At 69.7% G+C, this 25,204-nt stretch carries 22 protein-coding genes, 1 tRNA gene and 2 pseudogenes; 7 read left to right on the top strand and 18 right to left on the bottom strand.

What is annotated here, in order from left to right; genetic code table 11:
- Positions 1–271: 271 nt before the first annotated feature.
- The 9 genes from SACTE_RS14730 to SACTE_RS14770 all read right to left on the bottom strand — a co-directional run bounded on the left by SACTE_RS14730 (position 272) and on the right by SACTE_RS14770 (position 6,522).
- A complete protein-coding gene (locus SACTE_RS14730; protein ID WP_014046823.1) occupies positions 272–496 on the bottom strand; it encodes a hypothetical protein in 225 nt (74 codons plus the stop codon).
- Positions 497–502: 6 nt separating this feature from the next.
- Complete coding sequence (locus tag SACTE_RS14735; protein ID WP_014046824.1) at positions 503–1,387, bottom strand: SAM-dependent methyltransferase; 885 nt, start codon at positions 1,385–1,387, stop codon at positions 503–505.
- Positions 1,388–2,042: 655 nt separating this feature from the next.
- Positions 2,043–2,492, bottom strand: coding sequence for a DUF6082 family protein (locus tag SACTE_RS14740; RefSeq protein WP_014046825.1), 450 nt, complete (start codon positions 2,490–2,492; stop codon positions 2,043–2,045).
- Between the two features lie 32 nt (positions 2,493–2,524).
- Positions 2,525–2,890: a DUF6415 family natural product biosynthesis protein gene (locus SACTE_RS14745; RefSeq protein WP_014046826.1), complete on the bottom strand. Its 366-nt coding sequence runs from the start codon at positions 2,888–2,890 to the stop codon at positions 2,525–2,527.
- A gap of 53 nt (positions 2,891–2,943) precedes the next feature.
- Entirely contained in the window at positions 2,944–3,537 is a 594-nt protein-coding gene (locus SACTE_RS14750; RefSeq protein ID WP_014046827.1) for a DUF6624 domain-containing protein, read from the bottom strand.
- Positions 3,538–3,572: 35 nt separating this feature from the next.
- Positions 3,573–4,751 (bottom strand): GntR family transcriptional regulator, encoded by a 1,179-nt coding sequence (locus SACTE_RS14755; protein ID WP_014046828.1) that lies wholly within the window; start codon positions 4,749–4,751, stop codon positions 3,573–3,575.
- 312 nt (positions 4,752–5,063) lie between these two features.
- Entirely contained in the window at positions 5,064–5,546 is a 483-nt protein-coding gene (locus tag SACTE_RS14760) for a hypothetical protein (RefSeq protein ID WP_014046829.1), read from the bottom strand.
- The gene (locus SACTE_RS14765) at positions 5,546–5,980 is read right to left on the bottom strand and encodes an ATP-binding protein (protein ID WP_014046830.1); all 435 of its coding nucleotides are present in this window, start codon (positions 5,978–5,980) and stop codon (positions 5,546–5,548) included. Before SACTE_RS14765 ends, SACTE_RS14760 begins: the two co-directional genes overlap by 1 nt.
- A 32-nt stretch (positions 5,981–6,012) precedes the next feature.
- Complete coding sequence (locus SACTE_RS14770; protein WP_014046831.1) at positions 6,013–6,522, bottom strand: recombinase family protein; 510 nt, start codon at positions 6,520–6,522, stop codon at positions 6,013–6,015.
- Positions 6,523–6,867: 345 nt separating this feature from the next.
- Between SACTE_RS14770 and SACTE_RS14775 the strand changes: the two genes are divergently transcribed.
- A complete protein-coding gene (locus SACTE_RS14775; RefSeq protein WP_014046832.1) occupies positions 6,868–7,737 on the top strand; it encodes a helix-turn-helix transcriptional regulator in 870 nt (289 codons plus the stop codon).
- Positions 7,738–7,766: 29 nt separating this feature from the next.
- Positions 7,767–7,985: a DUF397 domain-containing protein gene (locus SACTE_RS14780; RefSeq protein WP_014046833.1), complete on the top strand. Its 219-nt coding sequence runs from the start codon at positions 7,767–7,769 to the stop codon at positions 7,983–7,985.
- Positions 7,986–8,133: 148 nt separating this feature from the next.
- Here the strand turns inward: SACTE_RS14780 and SACTE_RS14785 are convergent, their stop codons facing one another.
- Positions 8,134–9,396, bottom strand: a complete 1,263-nt coding sequence (locus tag SACTE_RS14785; protein WP_014046834.1) for a helix-turn-helix transcriptional regulator — start codon at positions 9,394–9,396, stop codon at positions 8,134–8,136.
- Positions 9,397–9,607: 211 nt separating this feature from the next.
- On the opposite strand from SACTE_RS14785, the gene SACTE_RS14790 reads away from it, so the two are divergent.
- Together SACTE_RS14790 and SACTE_RS14795 are read left to right on the top strand one after the other, a co-directional pair.
- Positions 9,608–10,072 carry a hypothetical protein gene (locus SACTE_RS14790; protein ID WP_014046835.1) on the top strand — a complete coding sequence of 155 codons (465 nt, stop codon included), beginning with the start codon at positions 9,608–9,610 and terminating at the stop codon, positions 10,070–10,072.
- A gap of 123 nt (positions 10,073–10,195) precedes the next feature.
- Positions 10,196–10,870: pseudogene (locus SACTE_RS14795) on the top strand (class I SAM-dependent methyltransferase); the annotation flags it as partial.
- A 50-nt stretch (positions 10,871–10,920) separates the two neighbouring features.
- Here SACTE_RS14795 and SACTE_RS33225 read toward each other — a convergent pair.
- Entirely contained in the window at positions 10,921–11,514 is a 594-nt protein-coding gene (locus tag SACTE_RS33225; RefSeq protein ID WP_157839231.1) for a DUF3558 family protein, read from the bottom strand.
- A gap of 109 nt (positions 11,515–11,623) precedes the next feature.
- On the opposite strand from SACTE_RS33225, the pseudogene SACTE_RS34265 reads away from it, so the two are divergent.
- A pseudogene (locus SACTE_RS34265) lies at positions 11,624–11,851 on the top strand (SAM-dependent methyltransferase); the annotation flags it as partial.
- Between the two features lie 47 nt (positions 11,852–11,898).
- Here SACTE_RS34265 and SACTE_RS14805 read toward each other — a convergent pair.
- Entirely contained in the window at positions 11,899–12,186 is a 288-nt protein-coding gene (locus tag SACTE_RS14805) for a hypothetical protein (protein ID WP_014046839.1), read from the bottom strand.
- Positions 12,187–12,277: 91 nt separating this feature from the next.
- On the opposite strand from SACTE_RS14805, the gene SACTE_RS14810 reads away from it, so the two are divergent.
- Both SACTE_RS14810 and SACTE_RS14815 read left to right on the top strand, forming a co-directional pair.
- Complete coding sequence (locus SACTE_RS14810) at positions 12,278–12,937, top strand: helix-turn-helix transcriptional regulator (protein WP_014046840.1); 660 nt, start codon at positions 12,278–12,280, stop codon at positions 12,935–12,937.
- Positions 12,934–14,547, top strand: a complete 1,614-nt coding sequence (locus SACTE_RS14815) for a tyrosine-type recombinase/integrase (RefSeq protein WP_014046841.1) — start codon at positions 12,934–12,936, stop codon at positions 14,545–14,547. The genes SACTE_RS14810 and SACTE_RS14815 overlap by 4 nt, the downstream gene beginning before the upstream one ends.
- A gap of 616 nt (positions 14,548–15,163) precedes the next feature.
- On the opposite strand, the gene SACTE_RS14820 is transcribed toward SACTE_RS14815, so the two are convergent.
- The 6 genes from SACTE_RS14820 to SACTE_RS14845 form a co-directional block, all read right to left on the bottom strand.
- Positions 15,164–15,237 (bottom strand) — tRNA-Thr (locus SACTE_RS14820).
- 99 nt (positions 15,238–15,336) lie between these two features.
- The gene (locus SACTE_RS14825; protein ID WP_014046842.1) at positions 15,337–16,866 is read right to left on the bottom strand and encodes an alpha/beta hydrolase; all 1,530 of its coding nucleotides are present in this window, start codon (positions 16,864–16,866) and stop codon (positions 15,337–15,339) included.
- Between the two features lie 133 nt (positions 16,867–16,999).
- Complete coding sequence (locus tag SACTE_RS14830; protein ID WP_014046843.1) at positions 17,000–18,205, bottom strand: DNA polymerase III subunit delta'; 1,206 nt, start codon at positions 18,203–18,205, stop codon at positions 17,000–17,002.
- Positions 18,206–18,405: 200 nt separating this feature from the next.
- Entirely contained in the window at positions 18,406–21,477 is a 3,072-nt protein-coding gene (gene tmk / locus SACTE_RS14835; protein ID WP_014046844.1) for a dTMP kinase, read from the bottom strand.
- A gap of 250 nt (positions 21,478–21,727) precedes the next feature.
- Complete coding sequence (gene topA / locus SACTE_RS14840; RefSeq protein WP_014046845.1) at positions 21,728–24,601, bottom strand: type I DNA topoisomerase; 2,874 nt, start codon at positions 24,599–24,601, stop codon at positions 21,728–21,730.
- A gap of 281 nt (positions 24,602–24,882) precedes the next feature.
- On the bottom strand, positions 24,883–25,080 hold the full coding sequence (locus tag SACTE_RS14845; RefSeq protein ID WP_014046846.1) for a hypothetical protein: 198 nt from the start codon (positions 25,078–25,080) through the stop codon (positions 24,883–24,885).
- Positions 25,081–25,204 lie beyond the last annotated feature (124 nt).

The following is a 25,204-nucleotide window of genomic DNA, read 5'->3' on the forward strand; positions in this document are numbered from 1 at the left end:
TTAGGCGAGCGACAGCTCTTCATCAGCCCGCGGGAGCGGAAGCGCCCATGAAGCGTGCCGTGTTCAGCTCGGGTCGGTGATCAGGCGAGGAGCTTCGACCATGAGGCGTTGGGGGCCCGACCTCCACGACGTGGTACACCGGGCCCTCCTATTTCTGGGACGGCCGGTACGAGGGCACCACCTGGCCGTTGCGATCGGCGATCGGCGGTCAGGTCATGCACACGGCTTGCAGGTTGTGCACGCGTAGTTGCGGTCCGGCCGCTGTCTGCGGTCAGGCAGGAGAGAGGGACGTGGACGCCGCTTCCGGTGCCAGCAGCGGCCCCGGGGCGCTCAGGGCGCGAATCTGCTCTTGGACTCGCGAACGGTCCGGGCTTGCGCTCCGGTCCACCTGCGCGGCGTCATGGTCCAGAAGCATGTCCAGCAGCGTGTGGGGCTTGTAGTCCTCGTGCTGGGCCCGTTGGGCGCGTAGGAGGCGCAGGTCCTGGTAGGTAGACATGGGGTCCTAGTTCGTACTCGTTGGCGAGGTCGACTCTTGGGCGCCGTTGCTGATCACTGCGGCGTAGGCGTGCGAGTGCTCCCAGTGGGCTTCACCTTGAGCGCCAGGCCCCCGCCATTGACCTGTCGGGACGATGCCCGGTGACAGCAAATTCCAGGGGCTGAGGAGGGCGGTGATCTCGTCGACGGAGCGGGGCCGGTACAAGATGCCGTCTTCGGCGTAGTGGTCGACGAGTTCCTGCATCGCCGAGGGGGCCCATTCGGTGGTGGCGTGGGTGAGGGAGATGGCGCTGCCCGGCGGCAGCCACTCCCGCAGAGCGGCCATCACCCGGTGAGCCTGGGCATCGGTCATCCACGGCAGCAGGTCGTGGAGGAGAACGGCGATCCGCCTGCTGCGATCCAGGCCGGTGATCTCGGGGTGGTCGAGCAGTGTGTCGATCTCGCGGATGTCACCGTCGACGGTTGCGGTCGTCGGGTGCTCATCCAGCATCGTGCGGGCGAAGCCGCCCACGACCGGGTCGTTGTCGACGTAAACGACTCGGGGAGCCTTGTGGATGAGGCGCGCGGCGTCGTAGACGGGCGCCCCCGGGTCGTAGCCCTTGGCCTTTCCCATCCAGCGGGGAGGCAGGCCGCAACCGAGGTCGATGAACTGGCTGATGGAGAGATCCCGGGCGAGCGTGTGGACGGTACGCGGACGGTGAGCGCCGTTGATCCTCACCATCTGCGGCAGCCACGGGGCCGCGTGCAGGAGTTTCGAGGCGAGCTCCCGGTCAGGCACGTAGTTGTCCGACCTGCCCAGCAGGTAGTTGTCGATCCGCGAGACGGCTGGGCGGGTCCAGTAGTCCGCCGGCAGCCCCTGGGCCTTACCCCACACGTCATTTCCTCTGGTCATGCGGTTGTCTCCTCGTCTTTCACCGGGGCGTGGATGACGGAGGTGGTCGGTTGTGTTCTGGGCGCGGCGCCACGTACGGGGCGGCCTGGGCTGTCGGCCGGCGGCCTGCGAGGTTCCGGCGGGTCGTCGTGCGCTGCGGGCGGGCCCGTTCTTGTCGGTCCATGGCGATGTCCAGCACCTTGCGGTAGAGGGACCAGTCGACGTTTCCACCGGAGACGATCACGCCGATGCGGCCCTCGGGGAGGCGGCGGGGAGAAGCGCGGTGCTGCTGGCCATGTGGCGTTCCAAGGGAAAGATGGACGGTAGGTGCGGGATCGGGCGGGGTGTTGCGGGGTGGGGGCAGTACGCGGGGAGGGGCCGCAGACAAGGTGCTGCTCCTCCCCGCGTGTCATCCGGCACCGGGCCTTGACCAGGCCTTGCACCGGGTCGTGCACCCGACCACGGTCCGGGGCCGTCAAGCGCCGGTCGGGGCGGGCGTTGCGCGGGCCGGCCACAACGTCTCCACGGAGCGCGGCCGGGGCGCGGTCAAGCGCCACTTCCTCTCTGGGCTGACTTCATGTACCGCAGCGCACGGGCACTGAGGTCGAAGGAACCGAGAGGAAGCCCCGGGTCTCGATGCCGCGCGCCGACATCGACGCGCGGGCAGACGTCTGGATCAGATGCCTGCGGCCTGCTTCACCCGGCGGATGAAGGCGTCGTACGCGTCTGCCATAACCTCGTTGACGTCCGTGGCCCGCTTGTCGCCCAGCGTCTCCTCCTCACGGAAGGAACCGAACTCTTCCCAGTACCGCCGGACGGCTTCCCGGTTCATCAGCCACTTGGCGACGAAGCGCAGCCGGTCCTTGCTGATGAGGCCCAGCCGGTATCGCAGAGTGAGGGCACACAGCTGCTGGTTGGCGTTCAGCAGCGTCACGAACTCGTCGGCGTTCATGCCCTTGGGCTTCCACTGCGCCGCGAGGTCGGGGTTCGTGGTCAGTAGGGTCAGCCAGCGGTCCTGCAAGCCGGCGAGGGCCACGTTCTTCTGTTGCCGGTGGTGCCGCTCCTTCTGTACGAGGTGGACGGCTCCGATGACAGCGAGAGCAGCGAGACCGGGCGAGGTCTTCATCTGGCGGTGCCTTTCGGTGTGAGGTGCTGTGGTTACCGGCGCGCGATCTGCGCCTGTTCTGCTCTGACCGCGGCGACTGCGCGGAGGAGCGCTCGCAAGAGGCGGGCTACGTTCTGGGCTCGGCCTGCGGTTGCCCGTGGCGTGCCAGCCGGGGGTGAGAGGTTCAGCCGACGGGACGCTTCGCCGAGAGTGGCCTGCGCCGTGATCCCGGCCTCGGAATGCGAGAGAAGGGACAGGCTCAGGGCGGTGAGGTCTCTGGCGATGATCCGGCCGTGGGAGGCGAGCTCGTCGAGCATGTTCAGCGCGACGTCCTTGGGCGGGAGGGCGGGGTTCGTCAGGTCCCAGGCGAGTACCGTGTCGAGGTCCGCCAAGATCTCGTCGGGAACCGCGGGGGCCATCGGCTGCCCGTCAGGCGGTGGGGGGCTTGAGCTGTGCCGGGGCCGGATGGTTATCACGCCGCGCTCACCAGCTCGGCCGACGGCTCGTCGGCGGGTATCTCGATGACGAGGCCAAGGCGGGGCGCTTGCGCCCTGCGGCGGCGCAGGACCTCCAGGGATACAGCGGCTGGAGGGAGCCCCACCCTTGCGCGGCGCTCGTCGAGCGACTGCGGGTCATGCACGGCCAGGCGCTCCGGACCGGCGGGGCCGGGACGGTATTGCGTGCCGTACTCCTGCCCGGCCCCGCAGTGGACGAGGCAGCGGTCGTGCAGGTGCGCCCACTGGAGCATGTGCGCGTCTTCCGAGCGGGCGGCTTGGTTCAACAGTCGGGCGGCGTGTCGCTGGAACTGAATGAGGTGGTCCGCGCGGAGTGTGATCTGCCATGCGGCTGTTGCACCGTCTTCACCGACGAGGCTCCATCCCGGCCAGCCGTGGTCCGTGATGATCCGCTGGACGAGGCCGGCGTTGGCCTGATCGGTCAGGCGGCCCCGGTCGATGTCCTGTGCGGAGAGCAGTCCTCGGGTCAGGTACCTCCAGCGTTCACCCGCCTCCGCCGCGCGCCTGATCAGCTCCTGGGCCAGGTCGGGACGCTGTGGTTCGTCAAGCATGGCGCTCTCCTCCGTGTCGGGTGATCGGTCGGCATTCACACGGCATCACCCGCGAGGTGCAGGACCTCCAGTACCGCGGCGCCCAGGCATGCGACACGCCATACCTGTCCCTCGGAGGTCGGCGGGCGGATGGCGAGCGCGGTGACCGCGGTGCGCCGCAGGCTGGCGTGGACCTCCGGGTTGTCCGGATGCAGTTGTGCGACCAGCGGGAGCAGGTACTCGGCGGCGGCGGCGAGAGCCCGGAGGGTGTGTTCCAGGGAATCGGGGTGTGGGGTGAGGCGGCGGCGCCACCAGGTGTGGGGCCGGTGGCAGGTCTCCCGGATGCCGGTGTGGCTGAGGTCCACGTCAGGCAATGCCACGTTCCACAGCATGGGGAGCAGGCTGTGAACGTCAGGAGGGGTTACGGCGTCGAAGGGCAGGGTGACTCGCACGGTTGTGCGCATCCCATGGCGGTGGGTGACGACGTCTGTCTCGTGCAAGAGGTGCAGTGCACGGGAGACGAACGGTGGGGGCGAGAGCAGCGCGCGAGACAGGTCCGTCAGCACCGGCAATTTTGACCCCGGCGGGTATACCCCGGCCTGGATCAGCACACTCAGCCACGCGGCGATCTGCTCAGGTCGGTCCGTGGCCTCCTCACGTGTGACGACACGGATGTGGTCGGAGGGAGAGAGGGCGATCAGCCCTTCAGCCTCCAAGTCGCGAGCCGCGAGGCGTACACGGCGAATGGATGCCGGCGGACGGTAGTCAGTCGCGATTCGCCTGACAGCCAGCAGAATCCCCCGAGGGTACGTGCCGTCAGCGATCGCCTCGCGAATCCCGTCCGCGATTTCCTGGACGCTGGGTCCCGGAATTGCCGTGAATGCTAGGGCGTCCAGCAGGCCCCAGGCGTTCTGGGCCAGGGTCGCTATGTCTGTGCCGACTGTGGCGTCGTCAGCCACTTCCTGCACGTCCGCGATGAGCTCCTGCCAGCGCGCCTGGTCAGCGGGCGAACCGTCCGCTTCACGGAGGTGCCTCTCGGCCAGCGGCAACCACCGCACCACGAACTGGCGAATAGTCGCGCGGCCTTCAGTCGTGTCGCCAAACTCGGCGCAGGACTGCGTTGACGTCTCGAACTCCCTCATCACCTGACGGAGCTGTTCGTACGACGGTTCATCTTCGGGCCCCGGGCTCTCGGCGTGCGGGGCGGTCCTCGTCGCGTCGGTCGTCGTCGTCACTGTTCAACTCCTCAAGGCGTACCGGTGAACTGGTGGCACTGCTCGGCGAAACGCTGTTCGTCGGCAGCCGCCAGCTCTCGCATGACGGTCGCCGTCGGTGCCGGGCTCGGCGCAGGGCCTCAAGGGCGAGCGGTCCGATAAGGGCTAGGGCGAGTCGGCGGGGTTTCCCCCGGCGCTGGTGCTTCAACTCCTTGGGGGGAAGGCGAGAAGCTATGTCTCCCCAGCGCCGGGGGAAGGTCCGGGCCCACAGGGGAGGCGGCCCGGGTCGGGCCCCGGGGGGAGGGAGCCCGACGTATGTGAGGGGAGCGAATGTCATTCGTCGTCTCCCATCAGTTCGAGGAGGGCGAGAATCGCCAGTGCGTACCGGCGCAAATACGGCAGAGCCTCGCCGGATGGTGCCTCTTCGTCGCGCAGGGCGATCAGGAGGCGCAGCTCCTCGGTGGGGTACATCGCGACGCGGTGCGGCACGACCTGCATGAGCAGGCGGGTAGCCCGGCGGAAGCGGTCGGTGATCCGCGCCGCGTCTTGATCGCTCAGCGGCGCGACGTCGGGCTGCCGCTGTCGGCGGAGGGGCAAGCCGCAGCCGACTAACAGCTTGTCGAGCAGCGGGGTGTGGGCCGAGGGGGCGGGCCGGTCGCTCAAGACCTCTTCGAGGGTGGCGATCAGGTCGTCACTGATACCCTCAGCGACGAGCGAGCGGGTCAGGTGGAAGGCCACCTGGCGTTTCAGCGCGTCATCAGGAGTGACGGGCATTGCCGAGGGTCCGGCAGCGGCGACTTCCTCGACCACCCACATCACGGCCTCCCCGAGGAAGCGTGGAAAGAGGCCCAGGTCGTTCGGCCGTCGTCGCTGACACCCCAGCTCTGCGAGAGACACGAAACGAGGAAGAGGCCGCGACCGCGCTCGTCGTCGGGAGTAGGGGGGCGCAGCCGGGCGGGAGCCGGGTTGTCATCGGTGGTCTCGACGAAGAGCTCTCCGCCCGTGTGCCGAACTCGCAAGCTGACCGTTCCGTGACCATGCTCGACCGAGTTCGTGACCAGCTCGGAGACGACGACCACGACGTCCTGCGCCAGTGGGGCGGGCACGGCCCGGTACCGCAGGAACGTCTTGGTGATCAGCCGCAACTGGGCGACGCGATGCGGCTCCGGAACGACGGCCACCTCGAAGGCGTAACTCCCCTGTGGCCGGGCCGCTCCAAAGGGCGGCTCGACGGCGCTGGAAGGGCTCATCTGTGCCCGCCCCGTGCCGGGCGCCGCGGCGCTCACGCCAGCCCCGTGACAGGCTCCGAGACCACCAGGGCAATGAACCCGTGGTGCTCCTCGAACCAGTCAAGCTCTTCTCGGTACTGCGCGGCTTGGCGGCTGACTACGTCAGCGGTGATCACCACGACACCGTCGGCGAAGCCGGCTCGGACCTGCTGCCGTACAAGACTCCAGCCCGGCCGGTCCTGGGGGGCGGTTGCACCGCTGGGGTCCGTGTAGAACTGCTGCGGCCCCACCTGCCAGGACTGGCGTTCCGCGTAGTTCGCCGCCGACTCCAGGGACGCCCGAGGCACCTGCCCGTCGAAGGAGGGCGCGTACAGGCATACCCGCGGGTTCCTGCCTCTGGCACGGACCTGCGCGACGACCCGGTCCAGGTTCTCGCGCCGCGCAGCCCCTAAGGGCCCGTACGGGTCGACTTCGATACGGACCTCATGGGGGTACAAGCGCGCGTGGTCCGCGCGTTCCCGGTCCATCCAACTCTGGGTCCTGCGGGCAGTGCTCTGGCGCATTGCTGGCCTCGGCTTCTTAGGGGAGGTGATGGTGCTGGCGCGGCCGGCCCCCGGGTCTCCTGGGGCTCTGGCCCCCGGAGGCCGGGCCCGTACACGATTACGAGGGCACACGCCCTCACGTATCTGCGTGAACGGGCATGTCGATCTGTGCGCTCAACTACCGTGCTGCATGTGCGATTTACTGTGCAAGGGCAATCGCCATTGCTTTGAAATTGGCACATGCCCGCACACAGGCAAGGGGTTGCTCAAGGGGGTGCAGTGGCTGGCACACTCAGGAGCAGGGCTCGCACGGAACCCGGCACAGGGCGTGTTGGGTACCCACAGGGATGGGGAAAGGATTACTCAGTGGCACCTAAGCGCGGGGCGACGTTCCGACGCAGGGAGTTGGGCAAGGAGCTGCGAAAGCTCCGAGACAAGAAGGGGGAGACGCTTCAAGAGGTGGCCAAGGCTCTCGGCTTCTCCCACACGAAGCTCGCGCGAGTCGAGATCGGGGAGAACGACCTCCCGCGTGTGGGTGACCTGGAGAGCCTGATCCATCACCTTGATCCTGAACTCCCAAAGGAGGACTGGGAGACTTTGCTCCAGTTGCATCGGGAGTCCTTGAGCAAGGAGCCGTGGACGCCGTACAAGGCGTACATGCCATCGAAGATGCCGACCTACCGTGGCCTGGAGCAGGACGCCACCGTGATGCGTGCTTGGCAACCCGCCTTCGTCTTCGGTCTCTTCCAGACGGAGAGCTATGCGAGAGCGCTGTACCAGATCGCCAAGCCTGTCGACGAGACCACGAGCGAGTACATCGAGCAGAACGTCCGACTCCGGTTGGAGCGGAAGGAGATGATCACCCGCTCGGTTGATCCGCTGGAACTGCGGGTCATCATGGACGAGACGGCGGTCCGTCGGATAGTGGGCGGCCCCGAGGTGATGGCTGCCCAGTTCGAGGAGATCGTTGTGCTGGGGGAGTTGGACCACGTGACGATCCAGATCTTGCCCCACGACGTCGTCACGTATCGCTCGGAAGGCAACTTCATCTTGCTGGACTTCTCCGAGACCCTTGACCCTGTCGTGCAGATCGACATGTCCAACACGATCAGCGTCACCGACGAGCGCCAGGAAGTGCAACGGAACGTCCGTCGCTTCGACGCCATGCGCGACAGTGCCCTGCCCCCGGCCCGAACGGCTGGGTTCCTGCAACAACTAGCACGAGAGTGGAAGTAGCCATCAATACAAAATTCACGGCCCCTGATGTGGCCCTCGAGTCCGCTTGGTTCAAGTCCTCGTATAGCAACGACACCGGAGGTGCCTGCGTCGAGATCGCCCATCTGACGAACCACGTCGGTATCCGCGACTCGAAGAACAAGATCGGCCCCGCACTCGTCGTGCCGGCCGCCGCCTGGACCTCGTTCGTCGGGCTGATGCGCTCCGGCGACGTCGATTCCGGCTCAGCCGAGCACAGCACTAACTAGGAAGCGGCCTGGCGTTCACCGTCTCGGTCGCCTGACCCGCAACACTGAGCGATTGATGCCCCGCGCGAAGCCACCGCGCGGGGTATCTACCGTCTCGTACTCGAACGAGCGTACGCGCACCACGGGGCGCGTCCCCAGACTGCGCCCGTTAAAGGGACCGCAGTGATACAGCGGTCTGCAACTCCCGGACCCCGGTGGTGCGTGGGTGCCGCTCTGCCAGTTCGGCAACGATGAGGCGGATGGCAGGCCGGTCTCGGACTTCTCCCGGGCTGGAGCGGTATGCGGTCAGTAGCGCCTGGGCGGTCTGCGCGGGGCGCTGCCAGGCCCACCAGGCCCGAGCCATGTCGGTGCCCAGCCGTGCCTTTCGTTCGGCCGTGGGGAAGTGCTCGGGGCGCAGGTCTTTTCCTGCTTCCAGCGCGGCCCCGGCGTCACCGAGCGCCCAGTGGACGCCGACGGCGTACAGGTCAACGGCGGCAGGGGTGATGGGGAACAGTCGGCCGGCCGGGGCGTATGGCGGCAGTCGGCGGGCAGCACGGCGGGCTTCTTCGGTCATCGCCAACGCGTCCGTCCGGTGCCCTCCACGGGCGGCGGTGTACGCCAGGGTGCAGAGCATCTGTGCGTACGCGGACGCGGAAGCTTCGGTGCGCAGGCCCGTGGCCTCCACTCCGGTGGCCGCCGTTCTCATGAGGCGCTGGGCCTCCTCGGAGCGGTCCTGGTGGCGCAGCACGATCGCCAGCTCTCGGGCTGCGGCTGCGGACGCGAGAGGCGAGCCGGATACCTCGGCCCAGGTGCGGGCGCGGTCCGCGGTGAGCCGGGCCTGCTCGTACGAGCCGAGCTTGCTCAGCACCGAGGCGGTCAGGCTGTAGACGGACGAGAGCCGGGCCTGATCGAGCTCCCGGCGCGACGACGCGGCGGAGTGGCCATCACCGATGAGGCCGGGCAGTGCGGTGAGGAGACGCCCATGCGCGCCCTTGTCGTACAACTCGCGGGCGGTAGCCAGCCGGGCGTCGAGTGAACCGCCGCCGGTGGGGCTGGGGGTGTCGGCCAGGGCTTCATCCAACCCCAGCAGCAGGGCGGCTGGTCCGGCAGCCGCTGTGGCGGTGATCAGCGTGCGGCGGCGCATCGGGTCCTCCTCGGCGTGCGGACTGGCCGTCACTCTAGTGGTCGCCGACGCGGTCGGGGCGGGTGGCGCCAGGGAATGCACCAAGACGTGTCGTGGGACGCCGACTTCCAGTGCTGCGCGATGCACCAAGGCCAGGTCGACCACCCTGTTGCGGCGCTCCAGCCGGGACACCGTGGCGGCTGAGCAGCCGATCCGGTCCCCGAGGGCGGCGAGAGTCCAGGCGCGGTGTTCGCGGCCGAGACGGATGAGCGCGCCGGGGCGCCGCTGCGCGGCTAACTCGCGCGCCATAGGGGTGGTCCAAAGGTCAACAGGCACAGGTCCCCTCCCACGCCGCACGACCGGGGCCCCCACCGTACGGTCGGCGGACGGGCCCGTCGAGACCGCTTGCACAACGTGCAAAGCCCTTGCAAGACAGGGCGGTTGGCCGCCGCTGGGCAGGTCGGCGCGGTGTCCTGGGTGCAGCGCCCCGGACCGCGGGGCCTCGTCCATCGGAGGCATCATGGCAACGGCTGTTGCAACCCCTCTGGTCACCGACCCGACGACCGGCCCGATCCGCTCTGCGCGGGAGGTCGTGCCGGCCGACCTGTGGGACAAGCAGGTCGGGCTCCTCATGCGCGACTACCCCTACGACTCGGTTATGGCGACCCGGGTCCTCGGACAGGGCTACGCCTACCTGCTGACCGCGATGAACCACCGGGGCCAGGCGCTGGGACTCGCACCCAGCAAGATCGTCGACATCGGTGTCCACACGATCATCCTGGACACCGTGGCCTACGCCACGCTGTGCGAACGCTTCAACGGCGGACACTTCCTGCACCACGTTCCGGACGTCGACTTCAAGAACGATGGGTCCGTGCTGCGGACGGCGGATCTGATCGCGGCTGACGGCTGGGAGATCGACCTGCCGTTGTGGGCGGACGCCGCCGACTGCGGTCCCTGCCACCCCGGCAACGACTCGCACTGACTCACGCTGGGCTGAGCGCTAAGCCGGGCCCCGCGCCTCCTCTGGCCTGGGGCCCGGCTCTCCCGTGGGTGAGATTCCCCAGAGTTCGCCCGGCGGCGGGCGGCACCCGCCAGGATGACGCGGGTGACCACCACCTCAGACCTCTGGCACCACTACGGCCGCACCCGTGCCGAGCAAGACCGCGCCGTCCCCGACACCTTCCACTGGATCTGGAGTCAAGACGGCGGCCCCGGCCCCGAGCTGTTGGGCGACCTGACGGGCAAGGTCCTCGGAGACCTCGGCGCAGGCACTGCCCGGCAGGCCGCCCACCTCGCGACCCATCATTCCCCCGCCCGAGTTGATGCCGTCGATGCCTCACCCGCGCAGTACGCCATGGCCACCGACCTGTTCGGCCACCTCGCGCCGCGCCTGCGCATCATCGGGTCCGATGCCGTAAGGCATGCACGGACGGCACCCGACTCGTACGACGTGCTGTACAGCGTCTTCGGCGCAGTCGACTTCACCGACCCGCACGAGCTGCTGCCGTCCGTGGCCACAGCACTGCGGCCCGGCGGCCGGCTGGTGTTCTCCACACTCGCCCACTACCTCGGCGGCGCACCTGCGGCAGCGGACGTCGTGCCCGCCGACGTCCCGGCAAGAACCCCTGGCGGGGAGGCGACCACGATGCGCCGCTGGGTACTCCAGGAACAGGTCTGGACGAAGGTGCTGGACGAGACCGGGTTCACCCGGATCAGCATCGACAGGCTGCCGTCGACCACCGACGCGCCGCGCAGCGCGGACACACTGCTCGTGACCGCCGTCCACAGGCTTAACAGGCCCCAACAGGAGGGGCAGAGGGCCCGCGCTGATCAGGGCGATAGGTCGAACTGCTGGAGCTTGGAGACAATCAGCTTGCTGAATGAGGTGGCGATCCCGCACAGGTCCTCGGGGGCGTCGGGTTGAGTCTGGCTGATCACAGTGCTGAAGGAAGTGGTGGAACCGACGACGATGAAGTCCTTGTCGGAACCGATGGTGACGTTCTGGTAGCAGGATTCCTCGTCGGCGGTCTGGACCGCGGCGTAGCCCGCTACCTTGATCCGTCGAGCGTCTGGCTCGTCCGCCTTACTCTTCCGCGCCGCGTCACGGGGGTACGGGATCCAGCCCATCTGGATGCCTGTAGAAGTCAGCCAGTAGCACGACTCGGCAGGGCCCTCGGACAGGTCGATCTCCCTACCGGGCAGCGCGATCCCATACGCGGCGCGCTCCTGATCGCTGAGCAAGGCACACGAGGACACGGCATACCTGCCCATGGCTTGAGTCAGATCGGTTGGCCTGGGCGACGGGGCGGTGGGTGATGTCAGTGAGGGTGGGGGGCTGGAAGTGGAACAGCCGACCAGCAGGACGAGCATCGCGAGCAGGACTATCGCCGGGCCGAAGCATCGTTTTCTTGGGCTGGGGGACATGCGCTGGAGGCTAGCGTTCAGCCGTGGGGAGAGAGCCCCGAATAGCGGAAATCGCTGTACGGGGTCATTCAAGCCGGCGCCGCGCTGCTGCTGCTGCCAATACGCCCGCCTCGGCGGCGCACCTGCGCAGCCCGAAGTCATGCCCGCCGACATCCCGGCGAAGACCTCGGACGGAGAAGCGACCACGATGCGCCGCTGGGTCCTCCAGGAGCAGGTCTGGACGAAGGTGCTGTACGCATCCGGGTTCACCCGGATCGGCGTCGAGCGACGGCCGGCGACCATCGACATGCCGCGTAGCGCGGACACTCTGCTCGTGAACGGTGTTCGGCAGGCTTGAGCCGAGGGCTCCGAAAGCCGCTGCCTTCGGGCCTGCGGATGAACCTTTTAGGCGACGAGGCTGTGGTGGCCGCCCCTGTCATCGTTCCGCTGCCCACTCGCTTGGGGGTACGCAAGGCCCAGCAAGTTCAGCAAGTCAGCCGTCACCACCCGGTAGGCGTTGCCGAGACGCAGCACCTTGACCGGGTACTCCCCCTGCTTAGCGAGTCCGTATCCCGTTGATCGGCCGATCATCAGCGCTTGGTTTGAGGTGTCGAGGTCGATCACGGCAGGGAGAGCAAGCAGCTCGTCGCCCGTCAGCCCTCGTGCTTCGCGGGACGAATTGGATGCCGTCACGGTGCCCTCCTGGGAATATTTCGCGTCATGTTGACGCCGTAGGTGTATCACGTAGTTGCAGCAGCGCCCTTTGACTGCCTAAAGTGTCGCCATGACACCTGATCAATGGCCGACAGCGTTCACCGGTCGAATCGCCAGGCGGTTGCGGGACTCGCGCAAGGCCGCCGGCCTCACCATGGCCGAGGTCGCCCAGGGCTGTGCCGACCGCGGCTTGCCGGAGTTCACCGAGCACTCGATGAAGAATCTGGAGTCCGGGCGTAAGACGAGCATCACCGTCGCGGAGGTCGTCGTGCTGGCTGACGTCCTGGGTGCGCCGCCCGTGACTCTCCTTTTCCCGGTCGGGTCCTCAGCCACGGTCGAAGTCCTCCCCGGTCGCGAAGTCTCCACCTGGGATGCGGTCGCATGGTTCACCGGCGAGTCGCCGTTGGCCGAGCCCGCTCCCGATGGTTCCGCTCGGGGCATCCTCGACCTCTTCCGGCAGCACGGTGACCTGGTGGCTGCCGCGATGTCTTCCAACTCCTTGGCCAGGGAGAGACGGCGGGCGGCCAGCACCACCCTGGACCGGGCCCGCAGAGCCACCCTCCTGCAGCGCGCCGAGGGCTACGAGGAGCACGCGTTCGAGGACTGCCAGGAACTGCGCACGTTCCGTGGCCGGATGCGCGACCGCGACCTCGCCCCTCCGTCTCTGCCCCACGAGCTGGCCTTCGTCGACCAGCCCGAAACACTGACCCCTTCGGAGGACAGCGAGTGAAGAACGGCAACCTCATACGACGGTGCCGCTGCACGGACCCGAAGACCAAGAAGGATTACGGCGCTTCCTGCCCCAAGCTCAAAGCCTCGCGCCGGCATGGCACCTGGACCGCCACCCAGGAACTCGAACCCGCTCAGGACGGCCGTCGCAGGCGGTTCCGCCGTGGCGGCTTCGAGACCTCCAGCAAGGCCCAGGAGGAGCTGGACAAGGTCCGTGCCCTCATGGCCATTCCCGAGGAAGACGACGCCTGGGGCAAGACCCAGATCGGCGACCTGCTGGAGAACTGCGTCAAGGACAAGGACCCGGTCCCGGACTACGACGAGACCCGCCGTCGCTTCAAGACCGGGCAGTCCCTGAACTCCAAGGTCACCGTGGCGGAGTGGCTCGACACCTGGCTGGCGGGGCGCAAGCGTCTGCGGCGCGGTGGGGCGACCCGCTACGAGTGCGACATCCGTGTGCACCTGAAGCCGCATCTCGGGCACCTGCGCCTCGACAAGCTCCGCGTGCACCACATTGATTCGATGTTCGACGCGATCAATGAACGCAACATCGAGATCCAGGAACAGAACGCCCAGCGGCGCGTAGTGCGCGACGACCTCAAGGCCACGCCGAACAAGGGGGCCGAGAACCGCACTCGACGCCATTGGCTGCGGGCTCAGCTCGACGCGATGCCTCCGTTCCGGCGGATCACCGGCCTCAACACCCAGCCGCATATCCGGGACACTCTGCGCGCCGCGCTGAACGTCGCCATCGCCCAGCAGGTGATGCCGGCCTTCAACCCGGCGGCGCACGTCGAGTTGCTGCCGGGCACGAAGCCCAAGGCCCTCGTCTGGAGCGACGAGCGCATCGCACGCTGGAAGGAGACCGGCGAGAAGCCTTCGCCGGTCATGGTCTGGACCCCCGAGCAGACGGCGACGTTCCTCGACTTCGTCGAGCAGGACCGGCTGTACGTGCTCTGGCGACTCATCGCCTTCCGGGGCACACGACGCGGCGAAGGCTGCGGCGTCCGCTGGGAAGACCACTCGGCCAAGGCGCGCTCGCTCACCATCGCCACCCAGCTCGTGCAGGACGGCTGGGAGGTCCACGAAGGCGCTCCGAAGACCGACAGCGGCATTCGCCTGATCGCACTCGATGAGGAGACAAACCAGGACCTCCTGTCTCACAAGGCTCGTCAGCAACGGGAGCGGGAGGCATGGGGCGAGGGCTGGCAGGACACCGGTCGGGTCTTCACCCAGGAGGATGGCTCCCTTCTTCACCCTGGCAAGGTCAGTGACCTTTTCGAGCGTCTGGTCGAAGCCGCTGGCCTTCCTCCGATCCGGCTCCACGACCTTCGCCACGTCGCAGCGACACTGATGCTCGCCGCCGGAGTCGACATCAAGGTGGTCTCCGAAACGCTCGGCCACTCAGACACGCGGATCACCCGGGACATCTACCAGTCGGTCCTGGACGATCTCGCTCGCGACGCCGCCGAGAAGGTCGTACAGCTCGTGCCGCACGCCCGGAGGCCCTTGGCTGCGGTGAAGGACGAAAAGCCGACGGCCTCTCCCCGTCGGCCCAGGATGACGCCTCCGCGCAAGAGCGACGAGGCCAAGGAAGAACGTTCCGCCTGATTCAGGCGTGGAGGAGCCCCGGTCAGCGGATATCTGACCGGGGCTCCGGCATGAGATGAACGTCACTCAATAGTCCCAGCGGACTGCGAGTGATCGCATAGCGTGACTCTTCCCCTCCCTCCGGACAGCCAATCCAGGCACGCTCCGCTTCGGGCGCGGCTCAATCGGCGCCGGCTGAACGGCCACGGATGAGCCACCAGCACATCGCCCTCCGTGGGCCCCAGCTCCGCTTCGCGCCCCATCCGTAGCCGTCACAGTCGAAGGCGGGGCCGGTGTCCGCGCGGCTGAACACGAAGAGAATCCCCGTCAGCTACGCGGAAGCGTGCCGCCCGCCTCCTCGGCACACGACTTAAGGCCCATGGACCTGACCGAAGCCTTCCCAGGCGGCGATGCCGAACGAAGGCTGCTTGTAGGGATGGAACAACAACCAGGCCGCCGCCTGCCCGCACTCGTCAACACCCCCGGCCACCGCCGCTGCACGCCATTTGCACGTTTGGCCACCGGTCGGCCACCGGGAGCCGTCTGGCGGGGCCTCTGGACTGACGCGCCGACGGTAGCTGGGTCAAGAAATGGAAAAAACCCCAGGTCACCGGCTATGTGACCTGGGGTTTGATTGAGCCGCCTTCGGGATTCGAACCCGAGACCTACGCATTACGAGTGCGTTGCTCTGGCCAACTGAGCTAAGGCGGCACGCTCCGGGCACACCATGGTGCGACCAGCAGCGACGCCAAGTCTACACAGTTTCCCAGGGTGCTCCGAACCACCCGCCCCCGCGGGCGTACGCGCAGGTCAGGAGCACTTCTTGCCGTCCTCGGGCGGAGTGCCGTCCAGCAGGTAGGTGTTGATCGCCGAGTCGACGCAGTCGCTGCCGCGGCCGTACGCCGTGTGCCCGTCGCCCTCGTAGGTGAGGAGACGGCCGGAGGAGAGCTGTTCGGCGAGCGACTCCGCCCACTTGTAGGGGGTGGCCGGGTCGCGGGTGGTGCCGACCACCACGATGGGGGCGGCGCCCTCCGCCTCGGTGCGGTGAGGGGTGCCGGTGGGGTCGACGGGCCAGGAGGCGCAGTTCAGGGCCGCCCAGGCGAAGCCCTTGCCGAAGACCGGCGACGCCTTCTCGAAGTCGGGCAGGGCCCGCTCGACCTCTTCCGGGCCGGTGAAGGCGGGGGCGAGGTCGAGGCAGTTCACCGCGGCGTTGGCGAACATGAGGTTCGCGTACGTGCCGTCCGGCTCCCGCTCGTAGTAGCTGTCGGCCAGCGCGAGCAGACCGGAGCCCTCGCCCCGCCGGGCGCCGGCGAGTGCCTCCCGGAGCTGCGGCCAGGCTCCCTCGTCGTACATCGCGGCGATCACCCCGGTCGTCGCCAGGGATTCGCCCAGCTTCCGGCTCTCCCCGGTCGCGATCGGCTTGGCGTCCAGGTCGGCGAAGAGCTTCTTCAGCGCGGTCGCCGCGTCGGCTGTGGACGTGGTGCCGAGCGGGCAGTCCTTCTTCTTGACGCAGTCCGCCGCGAACGACTGGAACGCGGTCTCGAATCCGGCGGTCTGGTCGCGGTTGATGTCGATCGCCGGGAGGGAGGGGTCCATCGCGCCGTCGAGGACGAGCCGCCCCACACGGTCCGGGAACTGGTCGGCGTACGTCGCGCCGAGGAAGGTGCCGTACGAGGCGCCCACGTAGTTCAGCTTCTCGTCGCCGAGCAGGGCGCGCAGGACGTCCATGTCCCGTGCCGTCTCGACCGTGGAGACGTGCGGGAGGATCTTGCCCGAACGCTTCTCGCAGCCGGCCGCGAACGTGCCGAAGGCCTTGTCCAGCTTCGCGGCCTCGGCGTCGTCGTCGGGCGTCTGGTCCACCTGCGTGTAGGCGTCCATCTCCTTGCCGGTGAGGCAGGTGACGGGTTCGCTGCGGGCCACCCCGCGCGGATCGATGGCCACCATGTCGTACCGAGCCCGGACCGGGGCCGGGTAGCCGATCGCCGCGTATCCCTGGAGGTACCCGATGGCCGAGCCGCCGGGGCCGCCCGGGTTCACCAGGAGCGAGCCGATCCGCTTGCCCGGGCCGGTGGCCTTCTTCCGGGAGACGGCCAGGTCGATGTCGCCGCCGTCGGGCTTCGCGTAGTCGAGCGGGGCCTTCATGGTGGTGCACTGGAAGCCCTCCACCCCGCAGTCCCGCCAGCGCAGCTTCTGCGCGTAGTACGGCTGGAGTTCTTCGGCGACGGCGGAGCCGGTGGCCGACGCGCGGGGCGCCGATCCGCCGCTGCTGCAGCCGGAGACGAGCAGACCGGCCGTGCCGAGCGCGGTGGCGAAGACGGTGAACAGGCGCCTGGTGTCCATCCCCGGAGCGTAGCCGCAGGGTGACGACTCAACCGATTCCCAGCTCTTACGGGTGAATTCGCGCGTCGCGGCGACGGGAGGAGGCCAGGGCACGCGGGGGCTCGGGTCACGCCGGGCCGAGGCGGCGCTGCGGTCAGCCCGCCCGCAGCGCCATGGCCATCGCCTCCACCGCCAGCAGCGGTGCGACGTTGCGGTCCAGCGCCTTGCGGCAGGCGATCACGGCCTCGATGCGCCGCAGGGTCCCCTCCGGTGAGGAGGACTCGGCGATCCGGTCGAGCGCGTCCCGTACGTCGGTGTTGGCGAGGGCGATCCGCGAGCCGAGCTGGAGGGCCAGCACGTCTCGGTAGAAACCGGTGAGCTCGGTGAGCGCGAGATCGAGGCTGTCGCGCTGCGTGCGCGTCCTGCGGCGCTTCTGCTTGTCCTCCAGCTCCTTCATCGCGCCTGCGGTGCCACGCGGCATCCGGCCTCCGGCGCTCGCGCCGAGCGCCGCCTTCAGCTCGTCGGTCTCCTTGCCGTCCACCTCCTCCGCCGCCTGCTTCGCGTCGTCGCCGGCCGTGTCGATCAGCTCCTGGGCGGCCTTGAGGCAACCGCCGACGTCCTGGACGCGCAGCGGGAGCTTGAGCACCGCGGCGCGCCGGGCGCGGGCCCGCTCGTCCGTGGCCAGCCGCCGTGCCCTGCCGATGTGCCCCTGGGTGGCGCGGGCGGCGGAGGCAGCCCGGTCAGGGTCGACGCCGTCCCGCCGGACGAGCACCTCCGCGACGGCGTCCACCGGCGGTGTGGTCAGGGTGAGGTGACGGCAGCGGGAACGGATCGTGGGCAGCACGTCCTCGAGCGACGGCGCGCAGAGCAGCCACACCGTGCGCGGAGCGGGCTCCTCCACCGCCTTCAGCAGGACGTTGCCCGCTCCCTCGGTGAGCCGGTCGGCGTCCTCCAGGACGATGACCTGCCACCGTCCCACGGCCGGCGAGAGCTGGGCGCGGCGGACCAGCTCACGGGTCTCCTTCACACCGATGGAGAGCAGCTCGGTGCGGATCACCTCGACGTCCGCGTGGGTGCCGATCAGCGCCGTGTGGCAGCCGTCGCAGAACCCGCACCCCGGGGCGCCGCCCAGGGCGCGGTCGGGGCTGGTGCACTGGAGCGCCGCGGCGAAGGCGCGGGCGGCGGTCGACCGGCCGGAGCCCGGCGGGCCCGTGAACAGCCAAGCATGGGTCATCCCGGACCCCGGGGGCACCGGCTCGCCGTCGGAGTTCGCGGTGACCAGCGCATCGGCGTCCCGGGCGGCGGCACCGAGCTGCTCCCGCACTCGGTCCTGTCCGACCAGGTCGTCCCATACGGTCATGGGTCACCGCCCTTCCGGTGGTGTGGTGCCGATAAAACCGGATTCCATTGTGCGGGAGGGGACTGACAGCCGGGGCCTCCCAGGACCATGGGCACGGTCCGGGGAACACGGCGGCGGGCCCGGCACCCCGAGCGACCTGAACCGGCCGTCGGGGCGCCGGGCCCGCCGTACTCCGTCGGCGTGCGGCCCGCCGTGGGGCGTCAGCGGCGCGGCCCGCGGCCGCCGCGGCCACGGCGGTCCTGGTCGTCGTCCTGGCCGCCGAGCAGCTCGTCTGCCAGCGTCGGCAGATCGTCCAGCGGCGTCTCCTCGGCCCAGTCCGGGCGAGGACGCTGCCGGCGGGCCCCACGGTCCTGGGCCCCGGCGCCGTCCTGGGAACCCTCGCCGATCTGCGGCAGCTCACGCGTGCGCTCGTTCTCGCCCTCGTCCCGGAAGACACCCGGCGGCACCCGGTCCGACGGGTTCTCGTCCCGCACGGGCGGCAGGACGGCCGTCTCGTCCGCGTCGCGTACGGACGGCAGCACGGCCGTCTCTTCGGCGTCGTGGGCGGGACGGTCCTGCGGCCGGGCCAGCGGGACCGGCTGCGTGATCTCGTTCGGGTTCACGACCGGGGTCGGCACCGTGAGCTCGTTGTCCGGCGCCGAGGTGCCGGAAGCGGCCGAAGAAGCGGACTCCCGCGACGCCGCCGCGGCCGCGGCGGCCGCTTCGGCCTCGGCCCTGCGCCGCGCCTCCTCGGCCCGTACGAGCGCCTCCTCCGCCTTGCGCTGCTTCTCCAGACGGAGCTCCTCCGCCTCCTTGCGGAGCCTGGCCTCTTCAGCGGCCTGCTTGCGCAGACGTTCCTGCTCGGCCTCGCGCGCCCGGTCCTCGGCCTCGATGCGGGCCCGCTCCTCCTCGGCACGGCGGCGGGCCTCCTCGGCACGCTGCCGGGCCTCCTCCGCCTGCCGCTCGGCCTCGCGCCGGCGCGCCTCCTCTTCCTCGCGGCGGCGGCGCTCCTCCTCCTCGGCACGGAGCTTGGCGAGCTGCGCCTGCCGTTCGCGCTCCAGGCGCTCTTCCTCGGCCTTGCGGGCGGCCTCCTCCTCGGCCTTGCGGCGGGCCTCCTCCTCGGCGGCCCTGCGCGCCTCTTCCCGGGCCTTGATCTCGGCCTCGGAGAGGGGCAGGAGGTGGTCGAGCCGGTGCCGCACGACGGTGGTGATCGCCTCGGGTTCCTGCGCCGCGTCCACCACGAGGTAGCGGAGCGGGGCGGCGGCCGCGAGGGTCAGGAATCCGGACCGCACCCGGTTGTGGAACTCGGGCGGCTCGGACTCCAGCCGGTCGGGCGCCTCGGTGAAGCGTTCCCGCGCGGTCTCCGGGTCGACGTCCAGCAGGACCGTCAGATGCGGGACGAGCCCGCTCGTCGCCCACCGCGAGATCCGGGCGATCTCGGTCGGGGAGAGGTCCCGGCCCGCGCCCTGGTAGGCGACGGACGAGTCGATGTAACGGTCCGAGATGACGATCGCTCCGCGTTCCAGTGCCGGACGGACGACCGAGTCGACGTGCTCGGCGCGGTCGGCGGCGTACAGCAGGGCCTCGGCCCGGTTGGACAGCCCGGCGGAGGACACGTCGAGCAGGATCGAACGCAGCCGCTTTCCGATCGGGGTCGCCCCCGGCTCGCGCGTCACGACGACCTCGTGGCCCTTGGCGCGGATCCACTCGGCGAGCGCCTCGACCTGAGTCGACTTGCCGGCCCCGTCACCACCTTCCACGGCGAGGAAGAAGCCCGTCGCGGCGGGCGCCACGGCCGGATCGCCGCCGCGCAGCGCGTCACGCAGGTCCCGGCGGAGCGGGACCCCGGACCGGTCGTCGATCCGGGCGAGGACGATCACGGCGACGGGCAGCAGCAGCGCGCCGATGAGCATCAGCGCGAAGGCCGCGCCCCCGTGCGCGAAGACGAAGTCGCCGGAACCGAGCCGGTGCCGGCCGATGGCGGCGGCGAGCAGCGGGCCCCCCACCGCGCCGAGGGCGACGAGCACCCGGACGACGGCCTGGAGGTGCTCGGTGGTCCTGGCCTGCCGGGACGGCTCGGTCTCCTGGTCGATGATCGCGTGCCCCACATGGGCGGCGACCCCGGCCGCGTAACCGGCGAGCAGCGCGAGGAGGACCCCGGTCGCCGTGTCCGGCACCAGGCCGAGGACGAGGATCGCGACGCCGGTGACGGCGATGGCGAGGGCCAGCAGCCGACGCCGTGACAGGGCGGGCAGCACCTTCTGCGCGGTACGGACACCGAGGGCGGTGCCGCCGGTCAGGACGAGGATCAGCAGCGCGAAGGTGGCCGGCCCGCCGTCCAGGTCGACGGCGTGCAGCACGACGACCGCGGCGGCCGCGGCGACCGCTCCGGCGACCGCCGCGCTCGCGGCGACGACGAGACGGATGGAACCGGTACGGCCCTTGTCCGGCGCCGAGCCGGAGCCCGGACGGCGCAGCCCCTCCAGGGGCGAGCGCGGCCGGGGGGTGGTGGTACCCGGGATGTGGAGGAAGTACAGGGTCGAGATCGAGGCCGCGAAGAGCCCGGCGGCGACGTACGAACCGAGGGCCGCCTGGTGGAAGGAGAACCAGTCGAACCCGGTACCCAGCAGTTCACCGATGAGCGCGGCGACCAGGAGTACGGCCGCGGCGGCGGGGATCGCCAGGAAGTTCGTCCGCAGGGAGAGCCTGCGCAGGGCGTCGAGGTGGTCGGGCAGCGGACGTACGGCGGCGCCTTCGAGAGGCGGGGCCGGCAGCAGTGCCGGGGCGGCGCTCTCCTTGGCCACGGTCCACAGGCGTTCACCGGCACCGGACACGAAGGCGGTGATCAGGATCATCATGAGCGCCTTGTCCGGCACCCAGTCGATCCACAGTGGCGCGACGACCAGCAGCGCGAGCCGCAGCCCGTCCGCCCCGATCATCAGCCAGCGGCGGTCCAGCGGTCCGCCGGGCGCCGTGAGCGACGTCAGTGGTCCGAGGAGTACGGCTCCGAAGAGCACGGTGGAAAGGATCCGGACACCGAACACGGCGGCGACGGCGAAGGCCGCCCCGCGGTATCCGGCGCCGAATGAGCCCTCGACGACCGCCGCTTGCAGCGACAGCAGCACAAGCACGAGAACGGCGAGTGCGTCGCCGATGCTGCCGACGAGCTGGGCGCTCCACAACCGCCTGAGCGGGGGAACACGCAGGAGGGCTCGTACGGCGCGCTCGCGTGAGTCTGCGGCAAGTGTGTCGGAGGTGGGGCTCACGACCGGTGGCTGCTCGGCTCGCGTCATCCGCCCAGCCTATCGGCAGCGACGCGGTGGCCGGGGGCCGCACCCGAACATATGGCCGCCACGTGTGAACCGGGCGGTACGGGGTACCGGCGGGGCGGACGAACCGCGCCCGTACGGCGCGGAACCGGCCGCACGGCGTCGGTACGTCCCGTACGGGGGCATCACGTCCGGACCGCGGGTGCTGCGCCCCGACGGCAGACGGCCGGGCGGCGGGACCTCTCGGTCACCGCCACCCGGCCCGTCCCGCGCCTCAGTCCTCCGTCGTCGACGATGCCGTGGCCTTCTTGGCCGGCGCCTTCTTCGCGGTGGCCGCCTTCTTCGCGGTCGTCGTCTTCTTCGCGGCCGTCGTCTTCTTGGCGGCCGTCGTCTTCTTGGCGGCCGTCTTCTTCGCCGTGGCGGCCTTCTTGGCGGTGGCCTTCTTGGCGGGCGCCTTCTTCGCCGTCTTCTTCTTGGCGGGGCCCTTGGCACGCTTCTCGGCGAGGAGTTCGTACCCGCGCTCCGGGGTGATCTCCTCGACGCTGTCACCGGTCCGCAGCGTGGCGTTGGTCTCGCCGTCGGTGACGTACGCGCCGAAGCGGCCGTCCTTGACGACGACCGGCGCTCCGCTCACCGGATCCGTGCCCAGCTCCTTCAGCGGCGGCTTGGCCGCGGCCCGCCCGCGCTGCTTGGGCTGCGCGTAGATGGCGAGGGCCTCGTCCAGCGTGATGTCGAAGAGCTGGTCCTCGGACGTCAGCGAGCGCGAGTCCGTCCCCTTCTTGAGGTACGGGCCGTAGCGGCCGTTCTGCGCGGTGATCTCCACGCCCTCGGCGTCCTCGCCGACGACGCGCGGCAGCGACATCAGCTTGAGGGCGTCGGCCAGCGTCACCGTATCGAGCGACATGGACTTGAAGAGGGACGCCGTCCGCGGCTTCACCGCGTTCTTACCGGTCTTGGGCGTGCCCTCGGGCAGGACCTCGGTGACGTACGGGCCGTACCGCCCGTCCTTCGCGATGATCTGGTGTCCCGTGACGGGGTCCGTGCCGAGCTCGAAGTCACCGCTCGGCTTGGCCAGCAGCTCCTCCGCGTACTCCACGGACAGCTCGTCGGGCGCCAGGTCCTCGGGCACGTCGGCGCGCTGGTGGTTCTCCGCGCCCTTCTCGCCGCGCTCGATGTAGGGGCCGTACTTGCCGACCCGGAGCATGATGTCGTTCCCGACGGGGAAGGACGAGATCTCCCGCGCGTCGATCGCGCCGAGATCGGTGACGAGCTCCTTGAGCCCACCGAGGTGGTCACCGTCGCCGTTCCCGGCGTCGGACGCCGCACCCGCGCCGTCCGTGTCGGCGCCCGCGCCGAAGTAGAAGCGCCGCAGCCACGGCACGGACTGGGCCTCGCCCCGCGCGATGCGGTCGAGGTCGTCCTCCATGCGTGCGGTGAAGTCGTAGTCGACGAGGCGGCCGAAGTGCTTCTCCAGCAGGTTGACCACGGCGAACGAGAGGAACGACGGCACCAGTGCCGTTCCCTTCTTGAACACGTAGCCGCGGTCCAGGATCGTCCCGATGATCGACGCGTACGTCGACGGGCGGCCGATCTCGCGCTCTTCGAGCTCCTTGACCAGCGAGGCCTCGGTGTAGCGGGCCGGCGGCTTGGTGGCGTGCCCGTCGACCGTGACCTCGTCGGCGGTCAGCGCGTCGCCCTCGGTGACCTGCGGCAGACGCCGCTCGCGGTCGTCCAGCTCGGCGTTCGGGTCGTCGGCGCCCTCGACGTAGGCCTTCATGAAGCCGTGGAAGGTGATCGTCTTGCCGGAGGCGGAGAACTCGGCGTCCCGGCCGTCGCTCGCCCGGCCGGCGATCTTGACGGTGACGGAGTTACCGACGGCGTCCTTCATCTGGGAGGCGACGGTCCGCTTCCAGATCAGCTCGTACAGCCGGAACTGGTCGCCGGTGAGGCCGGTCTCCGCCGGGGTGCGGAAGCGGTCGCCGGAGGGGCGGATCGCCTCGTGCGCCTCCTGGGCGTTCTTGACCTTGCCGGCGTAGGTGCGGGGCTTGTCCGGCAGGTAGTCCGACCCGTAAAGCTGCGTGACCTGCGCCCGGGCCGCGGAGACCGCGGTGTCCGAGAGCGTGGTGGAGTCCGTACGCATATAGGTGATGAAGCCGTTCTCGTACAGCTTCTGCGCGACCTGCATCGTGGCCTTGGCCCCGAAGCCCAGCTTCCGGCTCGCCTCCTGCTGGAGGGTCGTCGTGCGGAAGGGGGCGTACGGCGAGCGGCGGTACGGCTTCGACTCGACCGAGCGGACGGCGAACGCGGAGTCCGCGAGCGCCGCGGCCAGGGCCCGTGCGTTCTCCTCGTCCAGGTGCAGCGTCTGGCCGGAGGCGGCCTTGAGCAGACCGTCCGGTCCGAAGTCGCGGCCCTGGGCGATACGGCGTCCGTCGACGGCGCTGAGGCGCGCGGTGAACGTCGAGGGGTCGGAGGCGTCGCCGCCGCGACCCGTGGCGAACGTACCGGTCAGGTCCCAGTACTCGGCGGAGCGGAAGGCGATGCGCTCACGCTCCCGCTCGACGACGAGACGGGTGGCGACGGACTGGACACGGCCCGCGGAGAGCCGCGGCATGACCTTCTTCCACAGGACCGGCGAGACCTCGTAGCCGTAGAGGCGGTCGAGGATGCGGCGGGTCTCCTGGGCGTCGACCATCCGCTGGTTGAGCTCACGCGGGTTGGCGACGGCTGCCCGGATCGCGTCCTTGGTGATCTCGTGGAAGACCATCCGGTGGACCGGGACCTTGGGCTTGAGCACTTCCTGAAGGTGCCACGCGATGGCTTCGCCCTCGCGGTCCTCATCGGTGGCGAGGAAGAGTTCGTCGGACTCGGCCAGCAGCTGCTTGAGCTTCCTGACCTGCGCCTTCTTGTCCGCGTTGACGACGTATACGGGCTGGAAGTCGTGCTCGACGTCGACGCCGAGCCGGCGGACCTCGCCGGTGTACTCGTCGGGGACCTCGGCCGCGCCGTTCGGCAGGTCGCGGATGTGCCCGACGCTCGCCTCGACGACGTATCCGGGGCCGAGGTAGCCCTTGATCGTCTTCGCCTTGGCAGGGGACTCGACGATGACGAGTCGGCGGCCGCCCTGTGCGGTCTCGCTGGTCGGGGACAACTTCGCTCTTCTCTCCGGTCGGCACTCGTGGGGCATCCGGGCAGCTTTGTGACGCTGCCCGCGGTGCTGTCGCTGCGGAGTGTGACGGTACAACCCGCCCCCGTGTCAAACGGCAAAAGCCCGCAACGGCCACTCGAACGGTAACCCGACTTCCGGCATTCCTGCCGCCCGGACCGCCCGGTCCGCGCTTCGCACGTCTGCCGCACCGGGGTTCACGAGACCCGGCGGGAGCTCCGCGGAACGCACGTCCGTCCGGAGATCCGCCCTGCGCGGAAGGCGGTTCAGACGCGGGTGAGACACCAGACGCCGACGGCGAGGAAGAGAACGCCGAAGAGCGTGGCGAGCGTCGTGGACGCGACGGGACTCACACCGAGTGCGACCGGCGCGCGCCGGATCGTACGCGCCCCTGTCCAGACGAGGAGCGCCGCCCCGAACAGTGCGAATGCCGTACCGGCGAAGCCCGCGGTGACGCTCTCCATGTCCGTACCCCTCAACCTCTTCGCGTCGGCTGCGGCCGCTGCCGACCGTGGCAGTGGGGAGGCTGCCACCCCCGCGCGACGCCGACGCGAACTACGGGTGAACACCCGCCGCGCGGCCCGCCCG

It is taken from the genome of Streptomyces sp. SirexAA-E (assembly GCF_000177195.2).
GTDB lineage: Bacteria > Actinomycetota > Actinomycetes > Streptomycetales > Streptomycetaceae > Streptomyces > Streptomyces flavovirens.

What these genes read in the sequence shown, in the direction of transcription:
- SACTE_RS14730 (WP_014046823.1), bottom strand. Translation starts at nt 496, where the DNA reads ATGTCTACCTACCAGGACCTGCGCCTCCTACGCGCCCAACGGGCCCAG.
- SACTE_RS14735 (WP_014046824.1), bottom strand. Translation starts at nt 1,387, where the DNA reads ATGACCAGAGGAAATGACGTGTGGGGTAAGGCCCAGGGGCTGCCGGCG.
- SACTE_RS14740 (WP_014046825.1), bottom strand. Translation starts at nt 2,492, where the DNA reads ATGAAGACCTCGCCCGGTCTCGCTGCTCTCGCTGTCATCGGAGCCGTC.
- SACTE_RS14745 (WP_014046826.1), bottom strand. Translation starts at nt 2,890, where the DNA reads ATGGCCCCCGCGGTTCCCGACGAGATCTTGGCGGACCTCGACACGGTA.
- SACTE_RS14750 (WP_014046827.1), bottom strand. Translation starts at nt 3,537, where the DNA reads ATGCTTGACGAACCACAGCGTCCCGACCTGGCCCAGGAGCTGATCAGG.
- SACTE_RS14760 (WP_014046829.1), bottom strand. Translation starts at nt 5,546, where the DNA reads ATGTGGGTGGTCGAGGAAGTCGCCGCTGCCGGACCCTCGGCAATGCCC.
- SACTE_RS14765 (WP_014046830.1), bottom strand. Translation starts at nt 5,980, where the DNA reads ATGAGCCCTTCCAGCGCCGTCGAGCCGCCCTTTGGAGCGGCCCGGCCA.
- SACTE_RS14770 (WP_014046831.1), bottom strand. Translation starts at nt 6,522, where the DNA reads ATGCGCCAGAGCACTGCCCGCAGGACCCAGAGTTGGATGGACCGGGAA.
- SACTE_RS14785 (WP_014046834.1), bottom strand. Translation starts at nt 9,396, where the DNA reads ATGGCGCGCGAGTTAGCCGCGCAGCGGCGCCCCGGCGCGCTCATCCGT.
- SACTE_RS14790 (WP_014046835.1), top strand. Translation starts at nt 9,608, where the DNA reads ATGGCAACGGCTGTTGCAACCCCTCTGGTCACCGACCCGACGACCGGC.
- SACTE_RS33225 (WP_157839231.1), bottom strand. Translation starts at nt 11,514, where the DNA reads ATGTCCCCCAGCCCAAGAAAACGATGCTTCGGCCCGGCGATAGTCCTG.
- SACTE_RS14810 (WP_014046840.1), top strand. Translation starts at nt 12,278, where the DNA reads ATGACACCTGATCAATGGCCGACAGCGTTCACCGGTCGAATCGCCAGG.
- SACTE_RS14825 (WP_014046842.1), bottom strand. Translation starts at nt 16,866, where the DNA reads ATGGACACCAGGCGCCTGTTCACCGTCTTCGCCACCGCGCTCGGCACG.
- SACTE_RS14830 (WP_014046843.1), bottom strand. Translation starts at nt 18,205, where the DNA reads ATGACCGTATGGGACGACCTGGTCGGACAGGACCGAGTGCGGGAGCAG.
- tmk (WP_014046844.1), bottom strand. Translation starts at nt 21,477, where the DNA reads ATGACGCGAGCCGAGCAGCCACCGGTCGTGAGCCCCACCTCCGACACA.
- SACTE_RS14845 (WP_014046846.1), bottom strand. Translation starts at nt 25,080, where the DNA reads ATGGAGAGCGTCACCGCGGGCTTCGCCGGTACGGCATTCGCACTGTTC.